The organism is Loktanella sp. IMCC34160 (assembly GCF_004145845.1).
Taxonomy (GTDB): domain Bacteria; phylum Pseudomonadota; class Alphaproteobacteria; order Rhodobacterales; family Rhodobacteraceae; genus SELP01.
Map to the genome: position 1 here is coordinate 292,002 of NZ_SELP01000003.1, position 19,389 is coordinate 311,390.

The 19,389-nt window shown below is 62.6% G+C and carries 21 protein-coding genes; 17 read left to right on the forward strand and 4 right to left on the reverse strand.

Translation table 11 applies throughout. From position 1 onward, the window contains the following. Nucleotides 1-203 precede the first annotated feature (203 nt). The 7 genes from EU803_RS09660 to EU803_RS09690 all read left to right on the forward strand — a co-directional run bounded on the left by EU803_RS09660 (nucleotide 204) and on the right by EU803_RS09690 (nucleotide 8,605). On the forward strand, nucleotides 204-1,205 hold the full coding sequence (locus EU803_RS09660; protein WP_129682211.1) for an Hsp33 family molecular chaperone HslO: 1,002 nt from the start codon (nucleotides 204-206) through the stop codon (nucleotides 1,203-1,205). After that, nucleotides 1,192-1,788, forward strand: coding sequence for a CoA pyrophosphatase (locus tag EU803_RS09665; protein ID WP_129682213.1), 597 nt, complete (start codon nucleotides 1,192-1,194; stop codon nucleotides 1,786-1,788). The genes EU803_RS09660 and EU803_RS09665 overlap by 14 nt, the downstream gene beginning before the upstream one ends. Further along, nucleotides 1,785-2,951 carry a CCA tRNA nucleotidyltransferase gene (locus EU803_RS09670; RefSeq protein ID WP_129682215.1) on the forward strand — a complete coding sequence of 389 codons (1,167 nt, stop codon included), beginning with the start codon at nucleotides 1,785-1,787 and terminating at the stop codon, nucleotides 2,949-2,951. Before EU803_RS09665 ends, EU803_RS09670 begins: the two co-directional genes overlap by 4 nt. A 179-nt stretch (nucleotides 2,952-3,130) precedes the next feature. Beyond that, the gene (locus EU803_RS09675; RefSeq protein ID WP_129682217.1) at nucleotides 3,131-4,972 is read left to right on the forward strand and encodes an ABC transporter ATP-binding protein; all 1,842 of its coding nucleotides are present in this window, start codon (nucleotides 3,131-3,133) and stop codon (nucleotides 4,970-4,972) included. After that, a complete protein-coding gene (locus tag EU803_RS09680; RefSeq protein WP_129682219.1) occupies nucleotides 4,972-6,819 on the forward strand; it encodes an ABC transporter ATP-binding protein in 1,848 nt (615 codons plus the stop codon). Before EU803_RS09675 ends, EU803_RS09680 begins: the two co-directional genes overlap by 1 nt. After that, nucleotides 6,816-8,018 (forward strand): class I SAM-dependent RNA methyltransferase, encoded by a 1,203-nt coding sequence (locus EU803_RS09685; protein ID WP_129682220.1) that lies wholly within the window; start codon nucleotides 6,816-6,818, stop codon nucleotides 8,016-8,018. The genes EU803_RS09680 and EU803_RS09685 overlap by 4 nt, the downstream gene beginning before the upstream one ends. A gap of 95 nt (nucleotides 8,019-8,113) precedes the next feature. Then, nucleotides 8,114-8,605, forward strand: coding sequence for a L,D-transpeptidase family protein (locus tag EU803_RS09690; RefSeq protein WP_129682222.1), 492 nt, complete (start codon nucleotides 8,114-8,116; stop codon nucleotides 8,603-8,605). A gap of 6 nt (nucleotides 8,606-8,611) precedes the next feature. Here the strand turns inward: EU803_RS09690 and EU803_RS09695 are convergent, their stop codons facing one another. Then, nucleotides 8,612-9,124, reverse strand: coding sequence for a CAP domain-containing protein (locus EU803_RS09695; protein WP_129682224.1), 513 nt, complete (start codon nucleotides 9,122-9,124; stop codon nucleotides 8,612-8,614). Between the two features lie 166 nt (nucleotides 9,125-9,290). Between EU803_RS09695 and EU803_RS09700 the strand changes: the two genes are divergently transcribed. Next, nucleotides 9,291-9,884: a L,D-transpeptidase gene (locus EU803_RS09700; RefSeq protein WP_129682226.1), complete on the forward strand. Its 594-nt coding sequence runs from the start codon at nucleotides 9,291-9,293 to the stop codon at nucleotides 9,882-9,884. A 146-nt stretch (nucleotides 9,885-10,030) separates the two neighbouring features. Beyond that, nucleotides 10,031-10,237, forward strand: coding sequence for a ferrochelatase (locus tag EU803_RS09705; protein WP_129682228.1), 207 nt, complete (start codon nucleotides 10,031-10,033; stop codon nucleotides 10,235-10,237). Between the two features lie 62 nt (nucleotides 10,238-10,299). On the opposite strand, the gene hemH is transcribed toward EU803_RS09705, so the two are convergent. Then, nucleotides 10,300-11,370: a ferrochelatase gene (gene hemH, locus EU803_RS09710; protein ID WP_129682753.1), complete on the reverse strand. Its 1,071-nt coding sequence runs from the start codon at nucleotides 11,368-11,370 to the stop codon at nucleotides 10,300-10,302. A gap of 64 nt (nucleotides 11,371-11,434) precedes the next feature. Next, nucleotides 11,435-12,265: an SAM-dependent methyltransferase gene (locus tag EU803_RS09715; protein WP_129682229.1), complete on the reverse strand. Its 831-nt coding sequence runs from the start codon at nucleotides 12,263-12,265 to the stop codon at nucleotides 11,435-11,437. A 24-nt stretch (nucleotides 12,266-12,289) separates the two neighbouring features. On the opposite strand from EU803_RS09715, the gene EU803_RS09720 reads away from it, so the two are divergent. Genes EU803_RS09720 through EU803_RS09735 form a run of 4 tightly spaced genes read left to right on the forward strand, consistent with a single transcriptional unit; the run spans nucleotide 12,290 to nucleotide 14,583 of the window. After that, nucleotides 12,290-13,018 carry a double zinc ribbon domain-containing protein gene (locus tag EU803_RS09720; protein WP_129682231.1) on the forward strand — a complete coding sequence of 243 codons (729 nt, stop codon included), beginning with the start codon at nucleotides 12,290-12,292 and terminating at the stop codon, nucleotides 13,016-13,018. A 30-nt stretch (nucleotides 13,019-13,048) separates the two neighbouring features. Beyond that, nucleotides 13,049-13,306, forward strand: coding sequence for a glutaredoxin 3 (gene grxC / locus EU803_RS09725; protein ID WP_129682233.1), 258 nt, complete (start codon nucleotides 13,049-13,051; stop codon nucleotides 13,304-13,306). Continuing rightward, a complete protein-coding gene (locus tag EU803_RS09730; protein ID WP_129682235.1) occupies nucleotides 13,303-14,133 on the forward strand; it encodes a carbon-nitrogen hydrolase family protein in 831 nt (276 codons plus the stop codon). The genes grxC and EU803_RS09730 overlap by 4 nt, the downstream gene beginning before the upstream one ends. Before the next feature lie 6 nt (nucleotides 14,134-14,139). Continuing rightward, nucleotides 14,140-14,583 (forward strand): MarR family transcriptional regulator, encoded by a 444-nt coding sequence (locus EU803_RS09735; protein ID WP_129682237.1) that lies wholly within the window; start codon nucleotides 14,140-14,142, stop codon nucleotides 14,581-14,583. Here EU803_RS09735 and ubiG read toward each other — a convergent pair. Beyond that, the gene (gene ubiG / locus EU803_RS09740) at nucleotides 14,580-15,329 is read right to left on the reverse strand and encodes a bifunctional 2-polyprenyl-6-hydroxyphenol methylase/3-demethylubiquinol 3-O-methyltransferase UbiG (protein ID WP_129682239.1); all 750 of its coding nucleotides are present in this window, start codon (nucleotides 15,327-15,329) and stop codon (nucleotides 14,580-14,582) included. The genes EU803_RS09735 and ubiG overlap by 4 nt on opposite strands. Before the next feature lie 51 nt (nucleotides 15,330-15,380). On the opposite strand from ubiG, the gene pip reads away from it, so the two are divergent. From pip to nusA, 4 genes are all read left to right on the forward strand, one after another. Next, on the forward strand, nucleotides 15,381-16,352 hold the full coding sequence (pip, locus tag EU803_RS09745; protein ID WP_129682240.1) for a prolyl aminopeptidase: 972 nt from the start codon (nucleotides 15,381-15,383) through the stop codon (nucleotides 16,350-16,352). Between the two features lie 133 nt (nucleotides 16,353-16,485). Continuing rightward, entirely contained in the window at nucleotides 16,486-17,010 is a 525-nt protein-coding gene (locus EU803_RS09750) for a hypothetical protein (RefSeq protein ID WP_129682242.1), read from the forward strand. A gap of 157 nt (nucleotides 17,011-17,167) precedes the next feature. Then, the gene (gene rimP / locus EU803_RS09755) at nucleotides 17,168-17,752 is read left to right on the forward strand and encodes a ribosome maturation factor RimP (protein ID WP_129682244.1); all 585 of its coding nucleotides are present in this window, start codon (nucleotides 17,168-17,170) and stop codon (nucleotides 17,750-17,752) included. 5 nt (nucleotides 17,753-17,757) lie between these two features. Continuing rightward, nucleotides 17,758-19,374 (forward strand): transcription termination factor NusA, encoded by a 1,617-nt coding sequence (gene nusA, locus EU803_RS09760; protein WP_129682246.1) that lies wholly within the window; start codon nucleotides 17,758-17,760, stop codon nucleotides 19,372-19,374. The last annotated feature ends 15 nt before the right edge of the window (nucleotides 19,375-19,389 follow it).

Sequence of the window (19,389 nt, forward strand, 5' to 3'; positions counted from 1 at the left end):
CTAGCCTTTGGCATCAGAAAAAGGAAAAATTGCGGCGAATCTAGGTTTATGCTTGGGAACCGCCGCAATTCGCGGGATTTCGCCTTTTATCACCTGTCCATGGCGAGGATCTGCCACATTCTTGCGAAATTGGACCTTGGACCGGCGACTTGTCGGACCTATATCGGCGCGACAATCCACCACCGCGCCACAAGGAAGACCAGATGACCCTTGGCAGCCAGATCGCCTGGGACGATACCGTCCTGCCGTTTCAATTGGACCGGTCCGATATCCGTGGCCGGGTGGCCCGGCTTGACGGAGTATTGGACCAGATCCTTGCCCAGCACGACTATCCGCCCGAGGTAGAGGCGCTTGTGGCCGAGATGGCCCTGCTGACCGCGATGATCGGCCAGACGGTCAAGCTTCGGTGGAAACTGTCGTTGCAGGTGCGTGGCGACGGGCCGATCCGGCTGATCGCGACGGACTATTATGGTCCGACCGAGAATGGCGCCCCGGCGCGTGTCCGTGCCTATGCCAGCTATGACAAGACCCGGCTGGAACACGGGGCGGACCCGTTCGCGCAGATCGGCAAGGGTTATTTCGCGATCCTGATCGACCAGGGCAAGGGCATGACCCCCTATCAGGGGATTACGCCGATTTCAGGCGGGTCGCTCCTTGCCTGCGCGGAAACCTATTTCGCGCAGTCTGAACAGCTGCCGACCCGGTTTTCCTTGTCCTATGGCCGGTCGCAGATGCCGGGTGAGGCGGAACATTGGCGCGCGGGCGGCGTGATGCTGCAGCATATGCCCAAGGCCTCGCCCTTCGTTTCCTCTGAAGGGGGCAGTGGCGAAGACGGGCTGTTGCAGGCCGAGGATATGCTGAACGACGATGAATCCGAGAACTGGGTCCGCGCCAACGTGCTTTTGGATACGGTCGACGACCTAGAGCTGATCGGCCCTTCGGTGCAGCCGACGGATCTGCTTGTGCGGCTGTTTCATGAAGAGGCGCCGCGGGTCTTTGATGCCCAGCCGGTCAAGTTCGGCTGTTCCTGTTCGTCGGACCGCGTGCGGGAAAGCCTGTCGATCTATTCGGCCAAGGACATCGGCCATATGACGACCGACGATGGGATCGTGACCGCTGATTGCCAGTTTTGCGGGGCGCATTACGAATTCGACCCGGCGACCCTTGGGTTCGAGGCGACGAAAGGCCCCGATGACGGAAACTGAGATCAGGGACAGGCTTCTGGCCGCATTGAACCGGAATGGCGGCGCATCGTCGGATTTCGATCTGAATCCCGACGTCGCCCTTCCGCCCAATCGGGTGCTGCGCCCCGCGGCGGTTCTTGTCCCCGTGATGGCCGAAAGGAACGACATCGTTCTGACCAAGCGCTCTGCCCGGTTGAAACACCATCCCGGGCAGATTGCCTTTCCCGGCGGAAAGCAGGACCCGACCGATGCCACCCTTGCGGATACGGCCCTGCGCGAGGCGGAAGAGGAGATTGGCCTGTCGCGAGACATGGTCGAAGTTCTGGGGGCGCTGCCGACCCATGAGACGGTGACCGGTTTTACCGTCACGCCAATTGTCGGATTGATCCATGGCGCCCCATCTTTCCGGCCCGAGGCGGGCGAGGTCGAAGAGGTCTTTCGGGTCCCCTTCGCCCATCTGGCTGACCCGGTGAACTTTCGGGTCGAAGGCCGGCGTTGGCAGGGTCGAAAGCGGTATTACTTCACCGCGCCCTATGGCCCCTATTATATCTGGGGCGCGACCGCGCGCATCCTGCGGGGTCTGGCGGACAGGTTGGCCCGATGACCGAGGCCCTCCGGATCGAAGCGGATTGGCTAAGGTCGGACGGCGCGCGCCGGGTGTGTGCGGTGCTGACCGACGCGGGATATGACGCGTGGTTCGTCGGCGGCTGCGTCCGCAACGCGATTTTGAACGAACCCGTGGCCGATCTGGATATTTCTACCAACGCGCGGCCGGAACAGGTGCTTGCGCTGGCGCAGGACAAGGGGCTGACCGCCGTTCCCACAGGCATTGACCACGGAACCGTGACGGTCGTGGTCGATCACCTTCCCTATGAAATCACCACCTATCGGCGGGACGTGGCGACCGACGGGCGGCGGGCCGTTGTCGCCTTTGCCGACACTATCGAAGAAGATGCCGCACGGCGTGACCTGACGATCAACGCGCTTTATGCCGGACCGGATGGCCGGATGGTAGATCCGCTTGGTGGGTTGCCTGACCTTCTGGCCCGCCGCATCCGGTTCATCGGCGATCCGTTCGACCGCATCCGCGAGGATTATCTGCGCATCCTGCGGTTCTTCCGGTTCTACGCCTGGTATGGCGATCCGGCCGAGGGGTTGGACCCTGACGGTCTGGCGGCCTGTGCCGAACTGGCCGAAGGTGTCGAGACCCTGTCACGCGAACGGATCGGGCATGAGGTTCGCAAGCTGCTTCAGGCGCCCGATCCCGGCCCGGCCCTTGCCTCCATAGCCCGATGCGGGGTGTTGATGCGGATATTGCCCGGGGCCTCTGCCGCGCAGGTGCCGGTGCTGGTCCATGTGGAAGAGGAGGCCGGGTTTGGCCCCGGCCTGATCCGTCGCCTTGTTGCGCTGGGCGGCGAAGATGCGGATGACCGGCTGCGGCTGTCCAAGGCTGAAGTTCGCGAGGTCGATCGGGTGCGCGCCGCACTGGAGAGCGGCGCAAAACCCGCAGAACTGGGCTATCGGCACGGGCTGGACACGGCGACGGACGCCCTTCTTCTGCGGGCGGTCGTGGAAAACCGGACCCTGACGCAGGACGAACTGGCACAGGCAAAGGCCGGTGCCGCCGCCGAATTCCCCATTGCCGCCAAGGACCTGATGCCCGACACCACCGGCCCCGCGCTGGGCGCGGCGCTGCGGGCGCTTGAGGACCGGTGGATCGCGTCGGGTTTCACGCTGTCGCGGGACGAATTGCTGACCTTCCGATAAAAACGGATGACAGACGGTTTTTGCCGGGGTATCTACGAACTGCACAACGGAGGATTGCACTATGCGAAACGGGATTGATCCACGTCTGATTTGATCAGTCTGGTCCCGTTTGGGCGGTCTGGTCAGCAGACACACCGCCTCACCCATAGTGATTTCCAGTGGCTTGAAAGGCCCCTCCGATGTTCCGCTTCTTTGAAAATCTTATCGATCCCTTTGCCGCCCGTGATTCCGGCACACCGCCCGCAACGCTGTGGGCCTTCTATCGCGAAGCCATGCGCCCGTTCCGGCGCATCGTCCCTTGGCTGTTGCTGACGGGCCTGATTGTCGCGCTGTTTGAGGCGGCGATGATCTGGTACGCCGGGCGGCTGGTGGACGTGATGAACGCGACCGGCGCCGCCGATTTCTGGGCGACCCACAGGGTGGAAATCCTGATCGTCGCTTTCGCGCTGACCTTCCTGCGGCCCGCTGCGATCCTTGCCCAGCACGCGTTTCTTGAACTGACCCTTGCCGGAAACATGCAGGAGCGGGTCCGTTGGCGAGCGCATAAACACATGCTGGGTCAGTCGATCGGGTTCTTCCAGAACGACTTTGCCGGACGCCTGTCGAACCGGGTGATGAAACTGTCGGAATCCACCGAAGACAGCATGTATATGATGTTCGAAGGGGTCTGGTATGCCCTGTCCTACGCCGTCACCGCCGTGATCCTTGTGTCGGGGATCGACTGGCGTGTCGCTGTTCCCTTGGTGATCTGGCTGACGGCCTATGCCAGCTATACCTATTGGACCGCCGTTCGCGTGTCGAAGGCATCGGAAAAATGGTCCGATGCGCGGTCGCTGGCCAATGGTCGCATCGTGGACGCCTATACCAATATCGAAACGGTCAAGCTGTTCAGCAATGGCGAACAGGAAGAGGCCTTTGTCCTCAACGCGCTCAAGCGGCTGCGCCTGCGGTTTCACCGGTTCCTGCGGCTGATGACAGAACTGTCCTTCGCCCTGAACGTGATCAACGCGATCCTGTTCGTAGGCGTGATCGGCGCCGCTGTCTGGCTTTGGACCAATGGGCAAAGCACCGTGGGCGAGGTCGCGGCGGTGACCGCGCTGGCCGTGCGGCTGAACGGTATGTCGGGCTGGATTCTGTGGGTCACCGTGCGCCTGTTCGAACACGCAGGCACGGTGCGCGAGGCGCTGCAATCCGTGTCCGTTGACCATGCGGTGACGGATAAGTCCGACACGCGTCTGACGGTCACGGATGGCGCGATCCGCTTTGACAATCTTGTGCACCACTATGGCAAGGGTGTTGGCGGGATCGACGGGATCACGCTGGACATCGCGCCGGGCGAAAAGGTCGGTCTGGTTGGCCGGTCGGGGGCCGGGAAATCGTCGCTGGTTAACCTTTTGTTGCGGTTCCGCGACCCTGAAGGCGGGGTGATCCGCATTGACGGGCAGGATATTTCCCAGGTCACGCAGGACAGCCTGCGCAAGGCGATCGGCGTGGTGACGCAGGACAGCTCGCTTCTCCATCGGTCGATCCGGGACAACATCCTTTACGGCAACCCCCTTGCCAGCGACGAAGAGATGTTCGCGGCCGCCCGCAAGGCCGAGGCGCATGACTTTATCCTGTCGCTGGAAGATCCCGGTGGCCGGTCCGGCTATTCAGCCTATGTTGGCGAAAGGGGCGTGAAGCTGTCCGGCGGACAACGGCAGCGGATCGCGATTGCCCGAGTGATGCTGAAGAACGCGCCGATCCTTGTGCTGGACGAGGCGACATCGGCCCTGGATTCGGAAGTGGAGGCGGCCATTCAATCGACCCTATACGGCATGATGCAGGGCAAGACGGTGATCGCGATTGCGCACCGCCTGTCCACCATCGCCCAGATGGACCGGATCGTTGTCATGGATCGTGGCCGGATCGTCGAACAGGGCAGCCATGATGCGCTTCTGGATCACGGCGGAATCTACGCCGGTCTGTGGCAGCGCCAGTCGGGCGGGTTCCTGGGCGACGAGGCGGAGGCCGCGGAATAATGCGTGAGGCCTATAAGACGTGGTTGCGCTGGGCCGGGGGGCTGATCCCCTCGCCCCAGCCGGCCATCGGTGCGCCGCCCCGCACCCTGCGCGCCTTTATCAACTGGTGTCTTCGGGGCAGCTGGCGGGTTATCCTGATTGCCGCGCTGGTGTCTGGCGTCGCCGGGGCGACCGAAGTGCTGGCCATGTTCTTTCTTGGGAAGGTGGTCGATATCGCCTCTGCCGGGGACGGGCTTGGCGGTTATGGGTCGCTTCTGATCTCGGCGCTTATTCTGCTGGTGTTGGTTCGGCCCATTGTTTTTGGACTGTCGGCGACGTTCCAATCCGTCGTGCTTGGCCCGAATATCTTTCGGCTGGTCCTGTCGCGCCTGCATTCCTGGACGCTTGGTCAATCCGTCACCTTCTTCGACAATGATTTCGCCGGGCGGCTTGCGCAAAAGCAGATGCAGACCGCCACCTCCCTGACCGAGGTAGTGATCGAGACAGTCAACGCCATTCTCTTCGCGCTGGCCTCGGTGATCGGGGCGGCGGTTCTTGTGGCCTTTGTTGATGCCCGGTTGCTTGTCGTTCTTGGCCTGTGGTTCGCGGTCTATCTGGGGTTCCTGCGGCTTTTCCTGCCGCGGATCCGGCTGCGGTCCAAGGCGCGGGCCGGGGCGCGGGCACAGGTCACCGGGCAGGTCGTGGACACGATCACCAATATCAAGACGGTGAAACTGTTCGCCGGGGACCGGCACGAAGAGGACGCGGCCCATACCGCGATGGAGGCGCTGTGGGAACGGGCGCTGGATTTCGGTGAGGTTTCGACCCTGTTCCGGTTCGGCCTGATCACGCTTGCGGGCATCCTGCCGGTGACGATGGTCGGTTTCGGCCTTGTCTGGAGCCTGTCGGGTAGTGTCACGCCGGGCGATATCGCCGCTATCGGCGCGGTGTCCATCCGGCTGAGCCAGATGACCGGCTGGGTCAGCTTCACGTTGATGGGGATCTACAGCCATCTGGGCGAGGCCGAGGACGGGATGCGCACCCTGACCCCGCCCTATGCGTTGACCGATGCGCCCAATGCCGCGCCGCTGGCGGTGACGCGGGGAGAGATCACTTTCGACAATGTCAGCTTTGGCTATGGGCGCGACACCGGGGGGATCAGCGACATTTCCCTTCGGATCGCGCCGGGCGAGAAACTGGGGATCGTTGGCGCTTCTGGCGCAGGGAAATCAACCCTGGTTTCGCTGCTTTTGCGTCTCTACGATGCGGAAGAAGGGCAGGTTCTAATCGATGGGCAGGACCTTCGCGGTGTGACCCAATCCAGCCTGCGCGCCGCCATCGGAATGGTCACGCAGGAAACCGCGATGTTCAACCGGACCGCCCGCGAGAATATTCTCTACGGTCGTCCCGACGCGTCCGAGGAGGAGATGATCGCCGCCGCCCGCAAGGCCGAGGCGCATGAGTTCATCACCGGCCTGCGCGACAACAAGGGGCAAACCGGCTACGACGCCTTTGTTGGCGAGCGGGGGGTGAAGCTGTCCGGTGGTCAACGGCAGCGCATCGCGTTAGCCCGCGCCATGCTGAAAGACGCGCCGATCCTTGTTCTGGACGAGGCGACATCGGCGCTGGATTCCGAGGTCGAGGCAGCGATCCAATCGGCGCTTCAGCGCGCGATGGAGGGAAAGACCGTGCTGGCCATCGCGCACCGCCTGTCCACGATTTCCGACATGGACCGGATTATCGTCCTTGAAAACGGGCGGATCGTCGAACAAGGAAGCCATGACGACTTGCTGGCGCTGGGCAGAACATATGCCCGCTATTGGAACCGGCAGTCGGGCGGGTTTATCGGAACGGACAGCGACGCATGACACAGGTAATCGGGCTGACCCACACGGGGCTGGGACGGACAGACGACGGGCAGTTCCTGCCGCGTGTCCTGCCGGGGGAAACGGTCGATGTCGGCGCCGACGGTGTGCCGCGCATCCTGTCCCCCTCGGCGGATCGGGTGTCGCCCCCCTGTCGGCACTACAAGGCCTGTGGCGGTTGCGCCATGCAACACGCGTCGGACAAATTCGTCGAAGGCTGGAAGGCTGGCATTGTCGCCCGGGCGCTGTCCGCGCAGGGGATCGAGGCGCAGATTGAAGGCGTCGATACATCGCCGCCCCGGTCGCGCAGGCGGGCCAAGCTGTCCGGCCGCCGGACCAAGAAGGGCGCCATGGTCGGGTTCCACGCCCGCGCCTCTGACCTTTTGATCGAGGTGCCGGATTGCCAACTTTTGACGCCTGCGCTGATGGGGGCCATCCCGGCGTTGGAACGGCTGACCGCGCTGGTTGGATCGCGCAAGGGCGAGGTTGCCCTGACCGTCACCGAAAGCCTTGGCGGATTGGATGTGCATCTTGATTTTTCAACAAAAGACCTGACGCCGGAACTGCGGATTTCCCTTGCGGATTTCGCGCGCGAGGTCGGGTTTGCGCGACTTGTCTGGTGCGACGAACCCATCGTCACCATGACCCCGCCGCAACAGCAGTTCGGCAAGGCGCGGGTGGTTCCGCCGCCGGGTTCCTTCCTTCAGGCAACCCGCGCGGGCGAGGCGGCGCTGGTGTCGGCGGTGCGCAGAATCGTCGGCAAAGCAGGCAAGGTTGCGGATCTCTTTGCCGGGTGCGGGACCTTTTCGCTGCCCTTGGCGGAAGGTGCGCAGGTGCACGCCGTCGAAGGCGAAGCGGCGATGATGCGGGCGCTTGATGCCGGATGGCGGGCATCAAGTGGTTTGAAGCAGGTGACGACCGAAACCCGCGATCTGTTTCGCCGCCCGCTCTTGTCGGACGAGCTGGCGAAATTCGACGCGGTGGTGATCGACCCGCCACGCGCCGGGGCCGAGGCTCAGGTGGCCGAAATCATTGGATCGGGCGTTCCGGTTGTCGCAATGGTGTCCTGCAACCCGGTCACCTTCGCGCGGGATGCGCAGACCCTTGTGTCGGGGGGATACGGGTTGAATTGGGTGCGGGTGGTGGATCAGTTCCGCTGGTCTTCCCATGTCGAGGTGGTCGCTGCGTTCACGCGCCTGTGAGCGGCGGATCATGATTTCCCCGCTATCGCAATCAGCGGATTTCAGGTAAAAGCCAGGCAATCAACATGACCGGGAAAACCCGGGATAGGCAGGCAATGCGGTTTCTTTCGATACTCCTTTCCCTTGTGGTGGTGGTGGGCCTGTCCGGCTGCGCCACCAAGTTCCGGACCTATGACGGCCCGGAAGTGACCCGCGTTGTGGTGATGAAAGGGGACAGGCGGCTGTATCTGATGCATCACGATCAGGTCCTGCGCGCCTTCGAGATCGAAATGGGTTTCGCCCCCGAGGGCCACAAGGCGCGGGAAGGTGACGGGCGGACGCCGGAAGGCGCCTATTGGATCGACCGGCGCAATCCCAACAGCGCCTATCACCTGTCGATCGGGATTTCCTATCCGAATGCGCAGGACCGGGCCCGGGCGCAGGAAATGGGCGTTTCACCGGGTGGCGACATCTTTATCCACGGAACGCCGAAGATCATCGCCGGGCGTGATGACTGGACCGCCGGATGCATCGCCGTCACCAATCGCGAGATGGAAGACATCTATGCGATGGTTCGGGACGGGACGCCGATTCACATCTTTCCGTAGATCGGCCTAGATCCGGCCGGTCACCAGCGTCCACCACAGCTTGCCGCCCGGTTCCTGATGCCAGGCGAACCCCAACAACGTGGCGTTCCGGTCAAGGATCACGGCGCGGGTGTCGGGCTGACCCATCCAGGCGGCAAGGGTTTCCAGCTCTGTCTCGTAGGTTTCAGAGATGTTTTCACCCAGAATCTGGCCGGTGTATCCGACCCGGCGCGCCCGTTCGAGCGGTGAAGACCCATCCGACCCGAAGTGCCAGGGCCGGTTCTGAATTGCCATATCGCGGGAATGGGTCGCCGCGGCAGCGTTCAGACGGTCGTTGAACTGCAAGGGCGCAATCCCGGCTGCGGCCCGCAGAGAATTCACCCCATCCAGCATGCGGAACATGACGCCATCGGCATCACCATCGGAAATCCGGTAGATCTGCGGCAAGGGCAGGCCGTCGGGCCCGATCCGCGCGGAATTGGTGGTGCAGGCCGCAACAGCCGCCAGCGAAAGGCCCGCAAGAAGAAAACGACGATTCATCTAGAATACCCCTGAACTTGTCGATTCCTCATATCCGGACCCGCGTTGCACTTCAAACCCGCATCGGCCAGCCTTTGCCGATATGACACATGTTTGAATTGCGATGCCCCGCCCAACCCCATATGCAACAGTCAAACAAGACCGCCCCGTGATCGGAGAGATCAAGATGACCGACAACACTGTTTCCAAGCTGAGCCGCCGGGCCTTTGTCGCCGCAGCGGCAGCCACGGTCGGCGCGCGCGCCGTTGCCCAGACCGAGAACTCGACCGAGATTGAATCTGAGGTTTCGCAGACGATCCGCCGGAATATCTCGAGCTTCCGGTCGCTTGACTGGCAACCCTATTTCTCGGACCTGCGGAACGGCGCTTGCCTTGTGGATACGCAGTCCCGCGCCCTGCATTACTGGTCCGAGGACCAGAGCATCTACAAGCTGTATCCGACCAGCGTGCCGCTGACCGAGGATCTGACACGGCGTGGCCGGACCGAGGTAATCCGCAAGGTTGTCGGCCCGGAATGGCGTCCGACCCCGTCGATGCTGGAACGCAATCCGGAATGGCCGTCCTACATCGGGCCGGGTCCGGAAAACCCGCTGGGCACCCATGCGCTCTACCTGTCGTGGCAGTATTACCGTATCCACGGTACCCACGACACCCGCAAGATCGGCCGGAGATCATCCAACGGCTGCATCGGCCTTTACAACGAGCATATCGCCGAATTGTTCAGCCTGACCAAGGTTGGAACACAAGTGTTGCTAATTTGACGACATTTGCCTGAACCAAGGCGGAAAACACCCGATAACCCTTTGCATCAACCGATTTTCCTGATTAATCCGACGATACGAGGTAAGTCTTGGGTGCCTGCCGTCGCCCTCAACATATGGCGGCGGGCAAAAACTGGAGAAAACACATGAAGAAAATCGCTCTCGCCATTGCTGGCTTTGTCGGTTCGGCTTCCGCTGCCCTTGCTGGTGGCATGGCTGCTCCCGTCATGGAAATGGAACCGGTCATCGTTGAAGAAGCCGCTGGCTCCTCTTCCTCGGCCGGCCTGATCATTCCGCTGATCCTGATCGCGCTGATCGCCGCCGCTATGTCGTCGTCGTCGACCGCCGAATAATTCAAACTTCGGTTTGAGTTTGGAAGGGCAGAGGTTTTCCTCTGCCCTTTTGCTTTGGTGGATCAGATCCAGCCAGCAAGATTCCGTTTCAGGATTTCGGCCAGCGCATCCATGTGGGCCTGATCGTCGTTCAGGCAGGGGATGTAGGTAAAGGTCTGGCCGCCGGCCTCTTCGAAGCTTTCCTTGATCTCTTCCTGAATCTCTTCAAGCGTTTCGACGCAATCGGAGGAAAAGGCGGGCGCGATGACCGCGATTCGCTTGTGGCCGTCGTCCTTGGCCAGCCGGGCGACCTCCTCCACCGTGTAGGGTTTCAGCCATTCTTCCGGGCCAAAGACCGACTGGAAGGTCGTGACGAAGTGGTCCTTGTCCCAGCCCAGCCGTCCGCGCAGAAGCCGCGTCGTCTTTTGGCACTGACAGTGATAGGGATCGCCGCTGGTCAGGTAGCGGTGCGGCATCCCGTGGTAGGACACCACCAGACGATCGGGCCGCTGATCCAGATCGGCGTAGGCCTTTTCCACCGAGGCGGCGAGCGCGTCGATATAGGCCGGATCTTCGAAATAGGGCGGCACCACCCGGACCGAGGGCTGCCATTTCTCTTTCATCAGCGCGCGGAAGAACTGGTCGTTCGCGGTGGCCCAAGTGGCCCCTGCGTAATGCGGGTAAAGCGGCATGAACACGATCCGATCACAGCCTGCATCGACCATTTCCCGCAGTTTGCTTTCGGTCGACGGATTGCCGTAGCGCATACAGAAATCGACGAGGACATCACCGCCATAGGCCGCCTCCATCCGGTCGCGCAGGGCCACTGTCTGGGCCTTTGTGATGGTCAAGAGCGGGCTTTCGTCCGCTTCCTTGTTCCAGATCGAGGCATAGGCCTCGCCCGATTTGAAGGGACGGCGCGACAGGATGATCAATTGCAGCAGCGGCTGCCAAAGCCAGGCGGAGTAGTCGACGACGCGCTTGTCGGAGAGGAACTCGCTCAGGTAGCGGCGCATGGACCAGTAGTCGGTCGCGTCGGGGGTTCCAAGGTTGGCGATCAGTACCCCGATCTTCGCGGGTTTCACCTTGGGGTGGTCCGCCGGGGCGTGGGCAGGGCAAACCGCCGTGCCGCCGGTGATCTTGGGTGTATCCATGTCCTTCATCGGGTCCGTCCGTCTGTCCTTGGTCCGGCCTGACATAGCCGGATATATGGATGGGTCAATCTTTGCTGTCGGAAAGCGGTGTTTCGGTCGCGCCCAAGGCATCGGCAAGCCGCTGTGCCGCCGATCCGGGGCGCAACGGTTTTTGCTGGCTCGGGTCCGGTGCCCAGCCGGTCAGCACGACCACTTCGAAGGTTGCCGGAACGCGCCCGTCGTCGGTTCCGAAGTGCCGGGCATAGGTTTCGACTGCGCCGAACATGACCGCGCGCCGTGTCGGTGACCGGAGCCGCCCGGCCAAGGCATTGGTTTCCCCCATGCCGCGCAGGTCCCGCATGAGGTGAAGCGCCGAGGCATAGGTCACATCATATGGCAGGGCGTCCGCGACCGGCAGCGCAAAGCCCGCCCGCTGCAGCAACCCGCCGAGATCGCGGATTTCCCCCATCGGGGCGATCCGCGGCGACAGCCCACCCGTGGCCCGCGATTCCGCTTCGGCCAAGGCGGCCCGCAATTCATGCAGGGTCTGCCCACCGAAGAGCGCGGCGATCATCAGCCCGTCGGGCTCCAGCGCGTGGCGGCATTGCACCAATTGGCCGACCGGGTCATTGGCCCAGTGAAGGGCCAGCGCGTGGATCACCAGATCATGCGTTCCGGGGTCAAGCGCCAGAATGTCGTCATCCGCAATAATCCGCGCATCCGGGAACGCGGCCTGCCAGGGGCCGGGCATCCCGGTGACGATCGCCACCTTGGTAAACGACTTGTTAACCAGTTCCAGCCTTTCCTTGACCTCATCAATGAGGGCGTCGTGCAGGAACGTCACCGGATCGCGGCCCGAGCGGGTGCGGTTGCGGGACAGGGCGGTGCGGTCGGTCAACAGGGGCGGGGTCGTCATGGCCCCATGACTTAGGGGTATTCCATGCTGTTGGAAAGCGTGGTTCGCACGATCTATCCGCCCGGCTGTGTCCTGTGTGGGCATCCGACCGAGGCAGATTTCGGCCTGTGTGGGACTTGCTGGTCTGATGCGGATTTCCTTGATGGGGCGGTCTGCATGGGTTGCGGGGCGCCGGTGCCTGGACCCTCTGATGCTGTGGATCTTGTCTGCGAAGACTGCCACCGGATTGCCCGACCCTGGCACAGGGGCCGGGCGGTTGCGCGCTATTCCGGGTCGGTGCGCAAGATGATCCTGTCCCTCAAGCACGGCGACCGGGCGGAAATGGCCCGTGCGGCGGGGCCGATGCTCGCGCGGGTCGCGGCGGCGCTTCCCATTGGCGATGCGCCGGCGATTGTTCCCGTGCCGCTGCATTGGACCCGGATGCTCAAACGCCGGTTCAATCAATCCGCCCTCTTGGCACAGGCAATGGCAGGGCGGCTGCCGGGGGCCGCTTATGCACCCGATGCATTGGTCAGGGTGCGTCGGACGGCCTCGCTTGAAGGTCAGGGCCGGGATGAACGGTTTGCAACCTTGCAGGAGGCAATCCGTCCCCACCCGCGACAGGGGGGTGTTCTGGCCGGGCGATCCGTCCTGATCGTCGATGACGTGATGACATCCGGCGCGACCCTTGCCGCCGCGACCGAGGCGGCACATGCCGCGGGCGCAACACAGGTTTGTGTCTTGGTGCTAGCGCGCGTGGTGAAAGATACCTAGATAGTCGGAAACCCTTTCTGCGAGGCTCCGATGAAACCTGTCGAAATCTACACCACCCCGACCTGCGGCTTTTGCCATGCGGCCAAGCGGCTGCTGGCGTCCAAGGGCGTGCAGTTCAAAGAGATCAATGTCGCGGGTGACATGGACCTGCGCGCGGCGATGATTCAGCGGTCGAATGGTGGGCGGACAGTGCCGCAGATCTTTATCGGCGATCAGCATGTCGGTGGCTGCGACGACCTTTATGCGCTTGACCAGATGGGCAAGCTTGATCCGCTGCTGGCCGCGTGAGGGCCGCGCTTCTTCAGCTGTGTTCGGGGGATGATCCCGCCGCGAACCTGCCCCGGACCATCGGTCTGGTTCGGGAGGCAGCGGCGCAGGGCGCGACCTTTATCCTGACGCCGGAAGTGACCAATTGCGTGTCACTTGACCGGGACTGGCAGGCGGGGGTCTTGCAGACGGAAGAGGCGGATATCACCCTTGCCGGTCTGCGGGCCGAGGCGGCGGCGCTGGGCGTCTGGCTGTCCATTGGATCGCTCGGGTTGAAGACCGGGGACGCCGATGGGCGCTTTGGAAACCGATCCTTCCTGATTGCCCCCGATGGGTCCGTCCGCGCCCGCTATGACAAGATCCATATGTTCGACGTGGATGTGACGCCGGAAGAAACGTTCCGTGAATCCGCCGGATATCGGCCGGGGGATCGGGCCGTGGTGGCCGAGACAGATTTTGGCAAGGTCGGACTGACCGTCTGCTATGACCTGCGGTTTCCGCATCTGCACCGGGCACTGGCCAAGGCGGGGGCGACGATCCTGACCGCACCGGCCGCATTCTCACCCGTCACCGGCGCGGCGCATTGGGAGCCGCTTTTGCGGGCACGTGCGATTGAAACCGGCTGTTTCGTGTTGGCGGCGGCGCAAACCGGCACCCATCCAAAGACAGTTGGGCCCACCCGGCGGACCCATGGCCATAGCCTTGCCGTTGCCCCTTGGGGCGAGGTTCTGGCCGACGGCGGGACAGAGCCGGGGGTCGTCACGGTTGATATTGACCTTGAAGAGGTGGCAAAAGCACGGGGGCGGGTTCCCTCGCTGTTCAACGACCGCCCATTTGAAGGCCCCTGATCGCCAATGAATGCCCAGAACGAAAACCTTGCCGTATCCCTGTTCAGTGAAATTCTGACGGTGGATCAGCTTGCCCGGATGGCCGTGGCCAAGGTTCTTCCCAAGGGGATGGAGCTGTCGCATTTCTCGGTGCTGAACCAGTTGGCCCATGCGGGCGGAGAGAAGACCCCCGCACAGCTGGCCCGGAATTTCCACCTGACCCGCGGCGCGATGACCAATACGCTGACCAAGCTGGAATGGGCAGGCTGGGTGCATGTGCGCCCCGATTGGGAGGACGCCCGGCGCAAGCTGGTGTCGATCAGCCCCACCGGGTTGGCGGCCCGGGATGCGGCGCTTGCGGCGATCACCCCGGTCATTGCCGAGGTTGTGGACAAGATCGGGGCAGAAAAAGTCCGCTCGGCCCTGCCGGTCCTGCGCGAATTGCGTCTGAAGCTGTCGGCGGAAGACTAGGGTTTCACGCTGGCGGTGACATAGTTCACCGACAGGTCTTTTTCCGAGATGCTCCAGCTCCACAGGATCGGGTTGAAGACATAACCCTTGCGGTCCACCGGGGTCATGCCGGCCCGCGTCAGAAGGTCGAACAATTCGTCCGGGGTGATGAACTTGGCCCAGTCATGTGTGCCCTTTGGCAGCCAGCGCATGACGTATTCGGCACCCACAATCGCCATGGCATAGCTTTTCGGGTTGCGGTTGATCGTGGAACACAGGTGCAGGCCGCCGGGCTTCAGCAACATCCGGCAGGCGGTCAAATACGCCAACGGGTCGGCAACATGTTCGACCACTTCCATGTTCAACACCACATCGAACTGCTCGCCCGCCTCGGCCATCGCCTCTGCCGTGGTATGGCGGTAGTCGATGTCCAGTCCCGACTGTTCGGCGTGAATGCGGGCCACCGGGATATTGCGTTCCGCCGCGTCCGCGCCGACGACGGTTGCGCCCAGACGGGCCATCGGTTCGCACAAGAGCCCGCCGCCACAGCCAATGTCCAGAAGGCGAATGCCCTCGAACGGGCGGGTTGCAGACAGGTCGCGCCCGAACTCTGCCGCGATCTGTCGGGTGATGTAATCGAGCCGGACCGGATTCATCATGTGCAGCGGTTTGAATTTTCCGTTCAGATCCCACCATTCGGCGGCCATCGCCTCGAATTTTGAAATCTCGGCGGGGTCTACCGTGTTGGTCTGGGCTGTATCGGTCATTTTCTGGTCCGGGTGATGGCGTGTCGGGTTCAACGGCTATATAGGTCAATCATGGACAGGATCAGTGGTCAAAGCCGCAGGGTGACGCATCTTTATCCCCATATCGAACCGTTCGACCAGCGAATGCTGGATGTCGGCGACGGTCATACCGTCTATGTCGAACAATGCGGCAATCCGGCGGGGCGCCCCGTTGTGGTGCTGCATGGCGGACCGGGTGGCGGCTGCAGCCCGGCCATGCGCCGCTATTTCGACCCCGAGGTCTATCGCGTCATCCTGTTCGATCAGCGGGGATGCGGCCGGTCGCGGCCGCATGCGGTCGTCGAGGCAAACACCACCTGGCATCTTGTCGCCGATATCGAACGGATCCGCGAGGCATTGGGGATCGACCGATGGATTGCCTTTGGCGGCAGTTGGGGGGCGACGCTGGCGTTGGTCTATGCGCAGGCCCATCCCGACAGGGTCGCGGCGCTGGTTCTGCGGGGCGTGTTCCTGATGACCCGTCCCGAGCTGGACTGGTTCTATGGCGGCGGGGCTGGCCGTTTCTGGCCGGATCTTTGGGGCAGGTTCGAAACCATGATCCCGGAAGAGGAGCGCGGCGACATGATTGCCGCCTATCATCGCCGCCTGTTCGGGAAGGACCGGATGACGGAGGTCCGCTATGCGCGGGCCTGGGTCCAATGGGAAAATGCCCTTGCCTCGATCGCGAGCGACGGGGTGGGCGGCGAAACCCCCGCCGATTACGCCCGCGCCTTTGCCCGTCTGGAATGTCACTATTTCCATAACGACGGGTTCCTGTCGCCCGATCAGCAGATCCTGTCGAACATGGACCGGATCAGCCATATTCCGGGCGTCATCGTGCAGGGCCGATATGACATGATTTGCCCCCCCGTTTCGGCCCATGAACTGGCCCGTCGCTGGCCGAACGCGCGCCTTCACATGATTGGCCGCGCGGGTCACGCCCTGTCGGAACCGGGCATCAGTGATCAGCTTGTGCGGACAATGCAGCAGCTGGCGCGGCATTGATTCAGATTGCGATCCAAACCGCCCAAGTAACGCCCCATTCACGCTGTCTTTGAACCATCTTCATCGCCCATCCTGAAACCACGATTCGATGAAATCCCTTTCAGGACCAGAGACTGCCATGTCTGTGCCTTCCATGATTAAGCCGCTTCTCGCCGCGACGCTGTGCGTCGTTTTGGGCGTTGCCGCGAACCTGACCGTGCCGTCCATTGCCGAGGCCGGAAACGGCAATGGGAACGGCAACGGAAACGGCAACGGAAACGCCAATAGCAACAACGGCCGCGGCCAGACCGCACGCGAGCTGCGCGGCGCCAACGCCGCCCGCAACAATGCATCCAACCCGGCAGGGAACTCGATGCCGGCGAAGCTGGCGGTCTATCGGCAGTCCTATCTGCAGGCGGCTGCGACGCTCGACAATGCACAGGCGCTCTATAACCAGTACCAGCAATTGGCCACGATGACCGATGCCCAGATTGCGGCGGCCTTCCCCAGTGGCGGCTACGAGGCGGCGGTGTCGGCGGCGGCGGTTGCCTACAACGGCGCACTGTCTGATGCGCAGGGTGCTCAGGGTGTCATGCAGCAAAGCCTTGCCGCCCTGACCGACGGGCGCGACCTGTCCCCGGCGGCACTGGCCGAACTTCACCAGATGCTGGGTCTCTGACCTCTGGCGATTGCCACTTGCAGACTCGGGGGACCGGGTCTATATGGCTTGCAACAGCGGTGCTTTGGCGTCCAAACCCAAGGCTCCACCGGGAAACATCGACGGGCCGCTGGCCCGTTTTTTTGTGGCCAGTGCCTGCAACAGACGTCTGGATGACATGAACGACCTGATCGCCCGCGCGGCCATTGACCGACGCATCGCCGAAATCATCGCCCCCGTGATCGAAGACATGGGGTATGAACTTGTGCGCGTGCGCCTGATGACCGGCAAAAGCGCCACCTTGCAAGTGATGGCGCAGCGCCCCGACGGCACCATCGAAGTGGATGACTGTGCCCAGATTTCAACGGCGATTTCCGCCGTTCTGGATGTCGAAGATCCGATCGTCGATGCCTATACGCTGGAAGTGTCCAGCCCCGGCATCGACCGGCCCCTGACCCGGCTGAAGGATTTCGGCCTGTGGGACGGCTATGTCGCCAAGATCGAAACGACCGAGATGATCGACGGCCGCCGCCGCTTCAAAGGCATCCTTGCCGGGACCGAAGAGGACGAGGTTCTGATCACCATCGAAGAAGGCGGCGAGGAGCTGACCATCGGGCTGAAATTCGACTGGCTGTCCGATGCCAAGCTTGTGCTGACCGACGAATTGATCCGCGACGTTCTGCGCGGGCGCAAGGATGCGGGCCAGATCGACGAGGCCCAGTTTGACGAAGTTGAGACCATCATTGATGGGGACGAGGAGTAAGACCCATGGCAATCACATCCGCCAACCAGCTTGAACTGCTGCAAACCGCAGAGGCCGTGGCCCGCGAAAAGATGATCGACCCCAACCTGGTGGTCGAGGCGATGGAAGAGTCCCTCGCCCGCGCGGCAAAGTCCCGCTACGGCAGCGAGATGGACATTCGCGTGGCCATCGACCGCAAGACCGGTAAGGCGACCTTTACCCGTGTCCGCACCGTGGTTGCCGATGAGGATCTGGAAAACTACCAGGCCGAATTCACCGTGGATCAGGCCAAGCAGTACATGGACGATCCGCAGATCGGCGATACCTACACCGAAGAAGTGCCGCCGGTCGAACTGGGCCGGATCGCGGCCCAATCGGCCAAGCAGGTGATCCTTCAGAAGGTCCGCGAAGCCGAGCGTGACAAGCAGTACGAAGAGTTCAAGGATCGCGCCGGAACCATCATCAACGCGCTGGTCAAGCGCGAGGAATACGGCAACGTCATCGTTGACCTGAACCCGGGCGAAGGCGTTCTGCGCCGGAACGAGAAGATCGGCCGCGAAAGCTATCGCCCGAACGACCGCATCCGCTGCTACATCAAGGACGTGCGCCGCGAACCGCGTGGCCCGCAGGTGTTCCTGTCGCGGACCGCGCCGGAATTCATGGCCGAGCTGTTCAAGATGGAAGTGCCGGAAATCTACGAAGGCATCATCGAGATCAAGGCCGTGGCCCGCGATCCGGGCAGCCGTGCCAAGATTGCCGTTGTGTCCTATGACAACTCCATCGACCCGGTCGGCGCCTGCGTCGGTATGCGCGGCAGCCGCGTTCAGGCCGTCGTGAACGAGCTTCAGGGCGAAAAGATCGACATCATTCCGTGGAATGAAGACATGCCGACCTTCCTGGTGAACGCGCTTCAGCCCGCCGAGGTGTCGAAGGTCGTTCTGGATGAAGAGGCCGGCAAGATCGAGGTCGTCGTTCCCGAAGAGCAGCTGTCGCTGGCCATTGGCCGGCGCGGTCAGAACGTGCGCCTTGCCTCGCAGTTGACCAACCTCGACATCGACATCATGACCGAGGAGGAGGAATCCGCCCGCCGTCAGAAGGAATTCGAGGAACGCACCAAGCTGTTCATGGAAACCCTCGATCTGGACGAATTTTTTGCCCAGCTTCTGGTGGCCGAAGGCTTCACTTCGCTTGAAGAAGTGGCCTATGTCGAAGTGGACGAGCTTCTGGTCATTGATGGCGTGGACGAAGGCACCGCAGGAGAATTGCAGGCCCGCGCCCGCGATTATCTTGATGCCCAGAACCGCAAGGCGCTGGAACATGCCCGCGAACTGGGCGTGGAAGACAGCCTTGTGAACTTCGAGGGCCTGACCCCGCAGATGGTCGAGGCGCTGGCCGAGGACGGCGTGAAGACGCTGGAAGATTTCGCAACCTGCGCCGACTGGGAACTGGCCGGTGGCTGGACCACGATCGACGGCGAACGGGTCAAGGACGATGGCCTGCTCGAGAAGTTCGACCTGAGCCTTGAAGAGGCGCAGGACCTGATCATGACCGCCCGCGTGATGCTGGGCTGGGTCGATCCGGCCGATCTCGCGGCGGATGAAGATGCCGAAGACGGCGAAACCGAAGAAGGGGCCGAGGCCTGATTTCAGGCATTGGTA

Excerpts from the sequence above, each read along its gene's own strand:
- EU803_RS09660 (WP_129682211.1), top strand. The coding sequence starts at position 204 with ATGACCCTTGGCAGCCAGATCGCCTGGGACGATACCGTCCTGCCGTTT.
- EU803_RS09665 (WP_129682213.1), top strand. The coding sequence starts at position 1,192 with ATGACGGAAACTGAGATCAGGGACAGGCTTCTGGCCGCATTGAACCGG.
- EU803_RS09670 (WP_129682215.1), top strand. The coding sequence starts at position 1,785 with ATGACCGAGGCCCTCCGGATCGAAGCGGATTGGCTAAGGTCGGACGGC.
- EU803_RS09675 (WP_129682217.1), top strand. The coding sequence starts at position 3,131 with ATGTTCCGCTTCTTTGAAAATCTTATCGATCCCTTTGCCGCCCGTGAT.
- EU803_RS09680 (WP_129682219.1), top strand. The coding sequence starts at position 4,972 with ATGCGTGAGGCCTATAAGACGTGGTTGCGCTGGGCCGGGGGGCTGATC.
- EU803_RS09685 (WP_129682220.1), top strand. The coding sequence starts at position 6,816 with ATGACACAGGTAATCGGGCTGACCCACACGGGGCTGGGACGGACAGAC.
- EU803_RS09690 (WP_129682222.1), top strand. The coding sequence starts at position 8,114 with ATGCGGTTTCTTTCGATACTCCTTTCCCTTGTGGTGGTGGTGGGCCTG.
- EU803_RS09695 (WP_129682224.1), bottom strand. The coding sequence starts at position 9,124 with ATGAATCGTCGTTTTCTTCTTGCGGGCCTTTCGCTGGCGGCTGTTGCG.
- EU803_RS09700 (WP_129682226.1), top strand. The coding sequence starts at position 9,291 with ATGACCGACAACACTGTTTCCAAGCTGAGCCGCCGGGCCTTTGTCGCC.
- EU803_RS09705 (WP_129682228.1), top strand. The coding sequence starts at position 10,031 with ATGAAGAAAATCGCTCTCGCCATTGCTGGCTTTGTCGGTTCGGCTTCC.
- hemH (WP_129682753.1), bottom strand. The coding sequence starts at position 11,370 with ATGGATACACCCAAGATCACCGGCGGCACGGCGGTTTGCCCTGCCCAC.
- EU803_RS09715 (WP_129682229.1), bottom strand. The coding sequence starts at position 12,265 with ATGACGACCCCGCCCCTGTTGACCGACCGCACCGCCCTGTCCCGCAAC.
- EU803_RS09720 (WP_129682231.1), top strand. The coding sequence starts at position 12,290 with ATGCTGTTGGAAAGCGTGGTTCGCACGATCTATCCGCCCGGCTGTGTC.
- grxC (WP_129682233.1), top strand. The coding sequence starts at position 13,049 with ATGAAACCTGTCGAAATCTACACCACCCCGACCTGCGGCTTTTGCCAT.
- EU803_RS09735 (WP_129682237.1), top strand. The coding sequence starts at position 14,140 with ATGAATGCCCAGAACGAAAACCTTGCCGTATCCCTGTTCAGTGAAATT.
- ubiG (WP_129682239.1), bottom strand. The coding sequence starts at position 15,329 with ATGACCGATACAGCCCAGACCAACACGGTAGACCCCGCCGAGATTTCA.
- pip (WP_129682240.1), top strand. The coding sequence starts at position 15,381 with ATGGACAGGATCAGTGGTCAAAGCCGCAGGGTGACGCATCTTTATCCC.
- EU803_RS09750 (WP_129682242.1), top strand. The coding sequence starts at position 16,486 with ATGATTAAGCCGCTTCTCGCCGCGACGCTGTGCGTCGTTTTGGGCGTT.
- rimP (WP_129682244.1), top strand. The coding sequence starts at position 17,168 with ATGAACGACCTGATCGCCCGCGCGGCCATTGACCGACGCATCGCCGAA.
- nusA (WP_129682246.1), top strand. The coding sequence starts at position 17,758 with ATGGCAATCACATCCGCCAACCAGCTTGAACTGCTGCAAACCGCAGAG.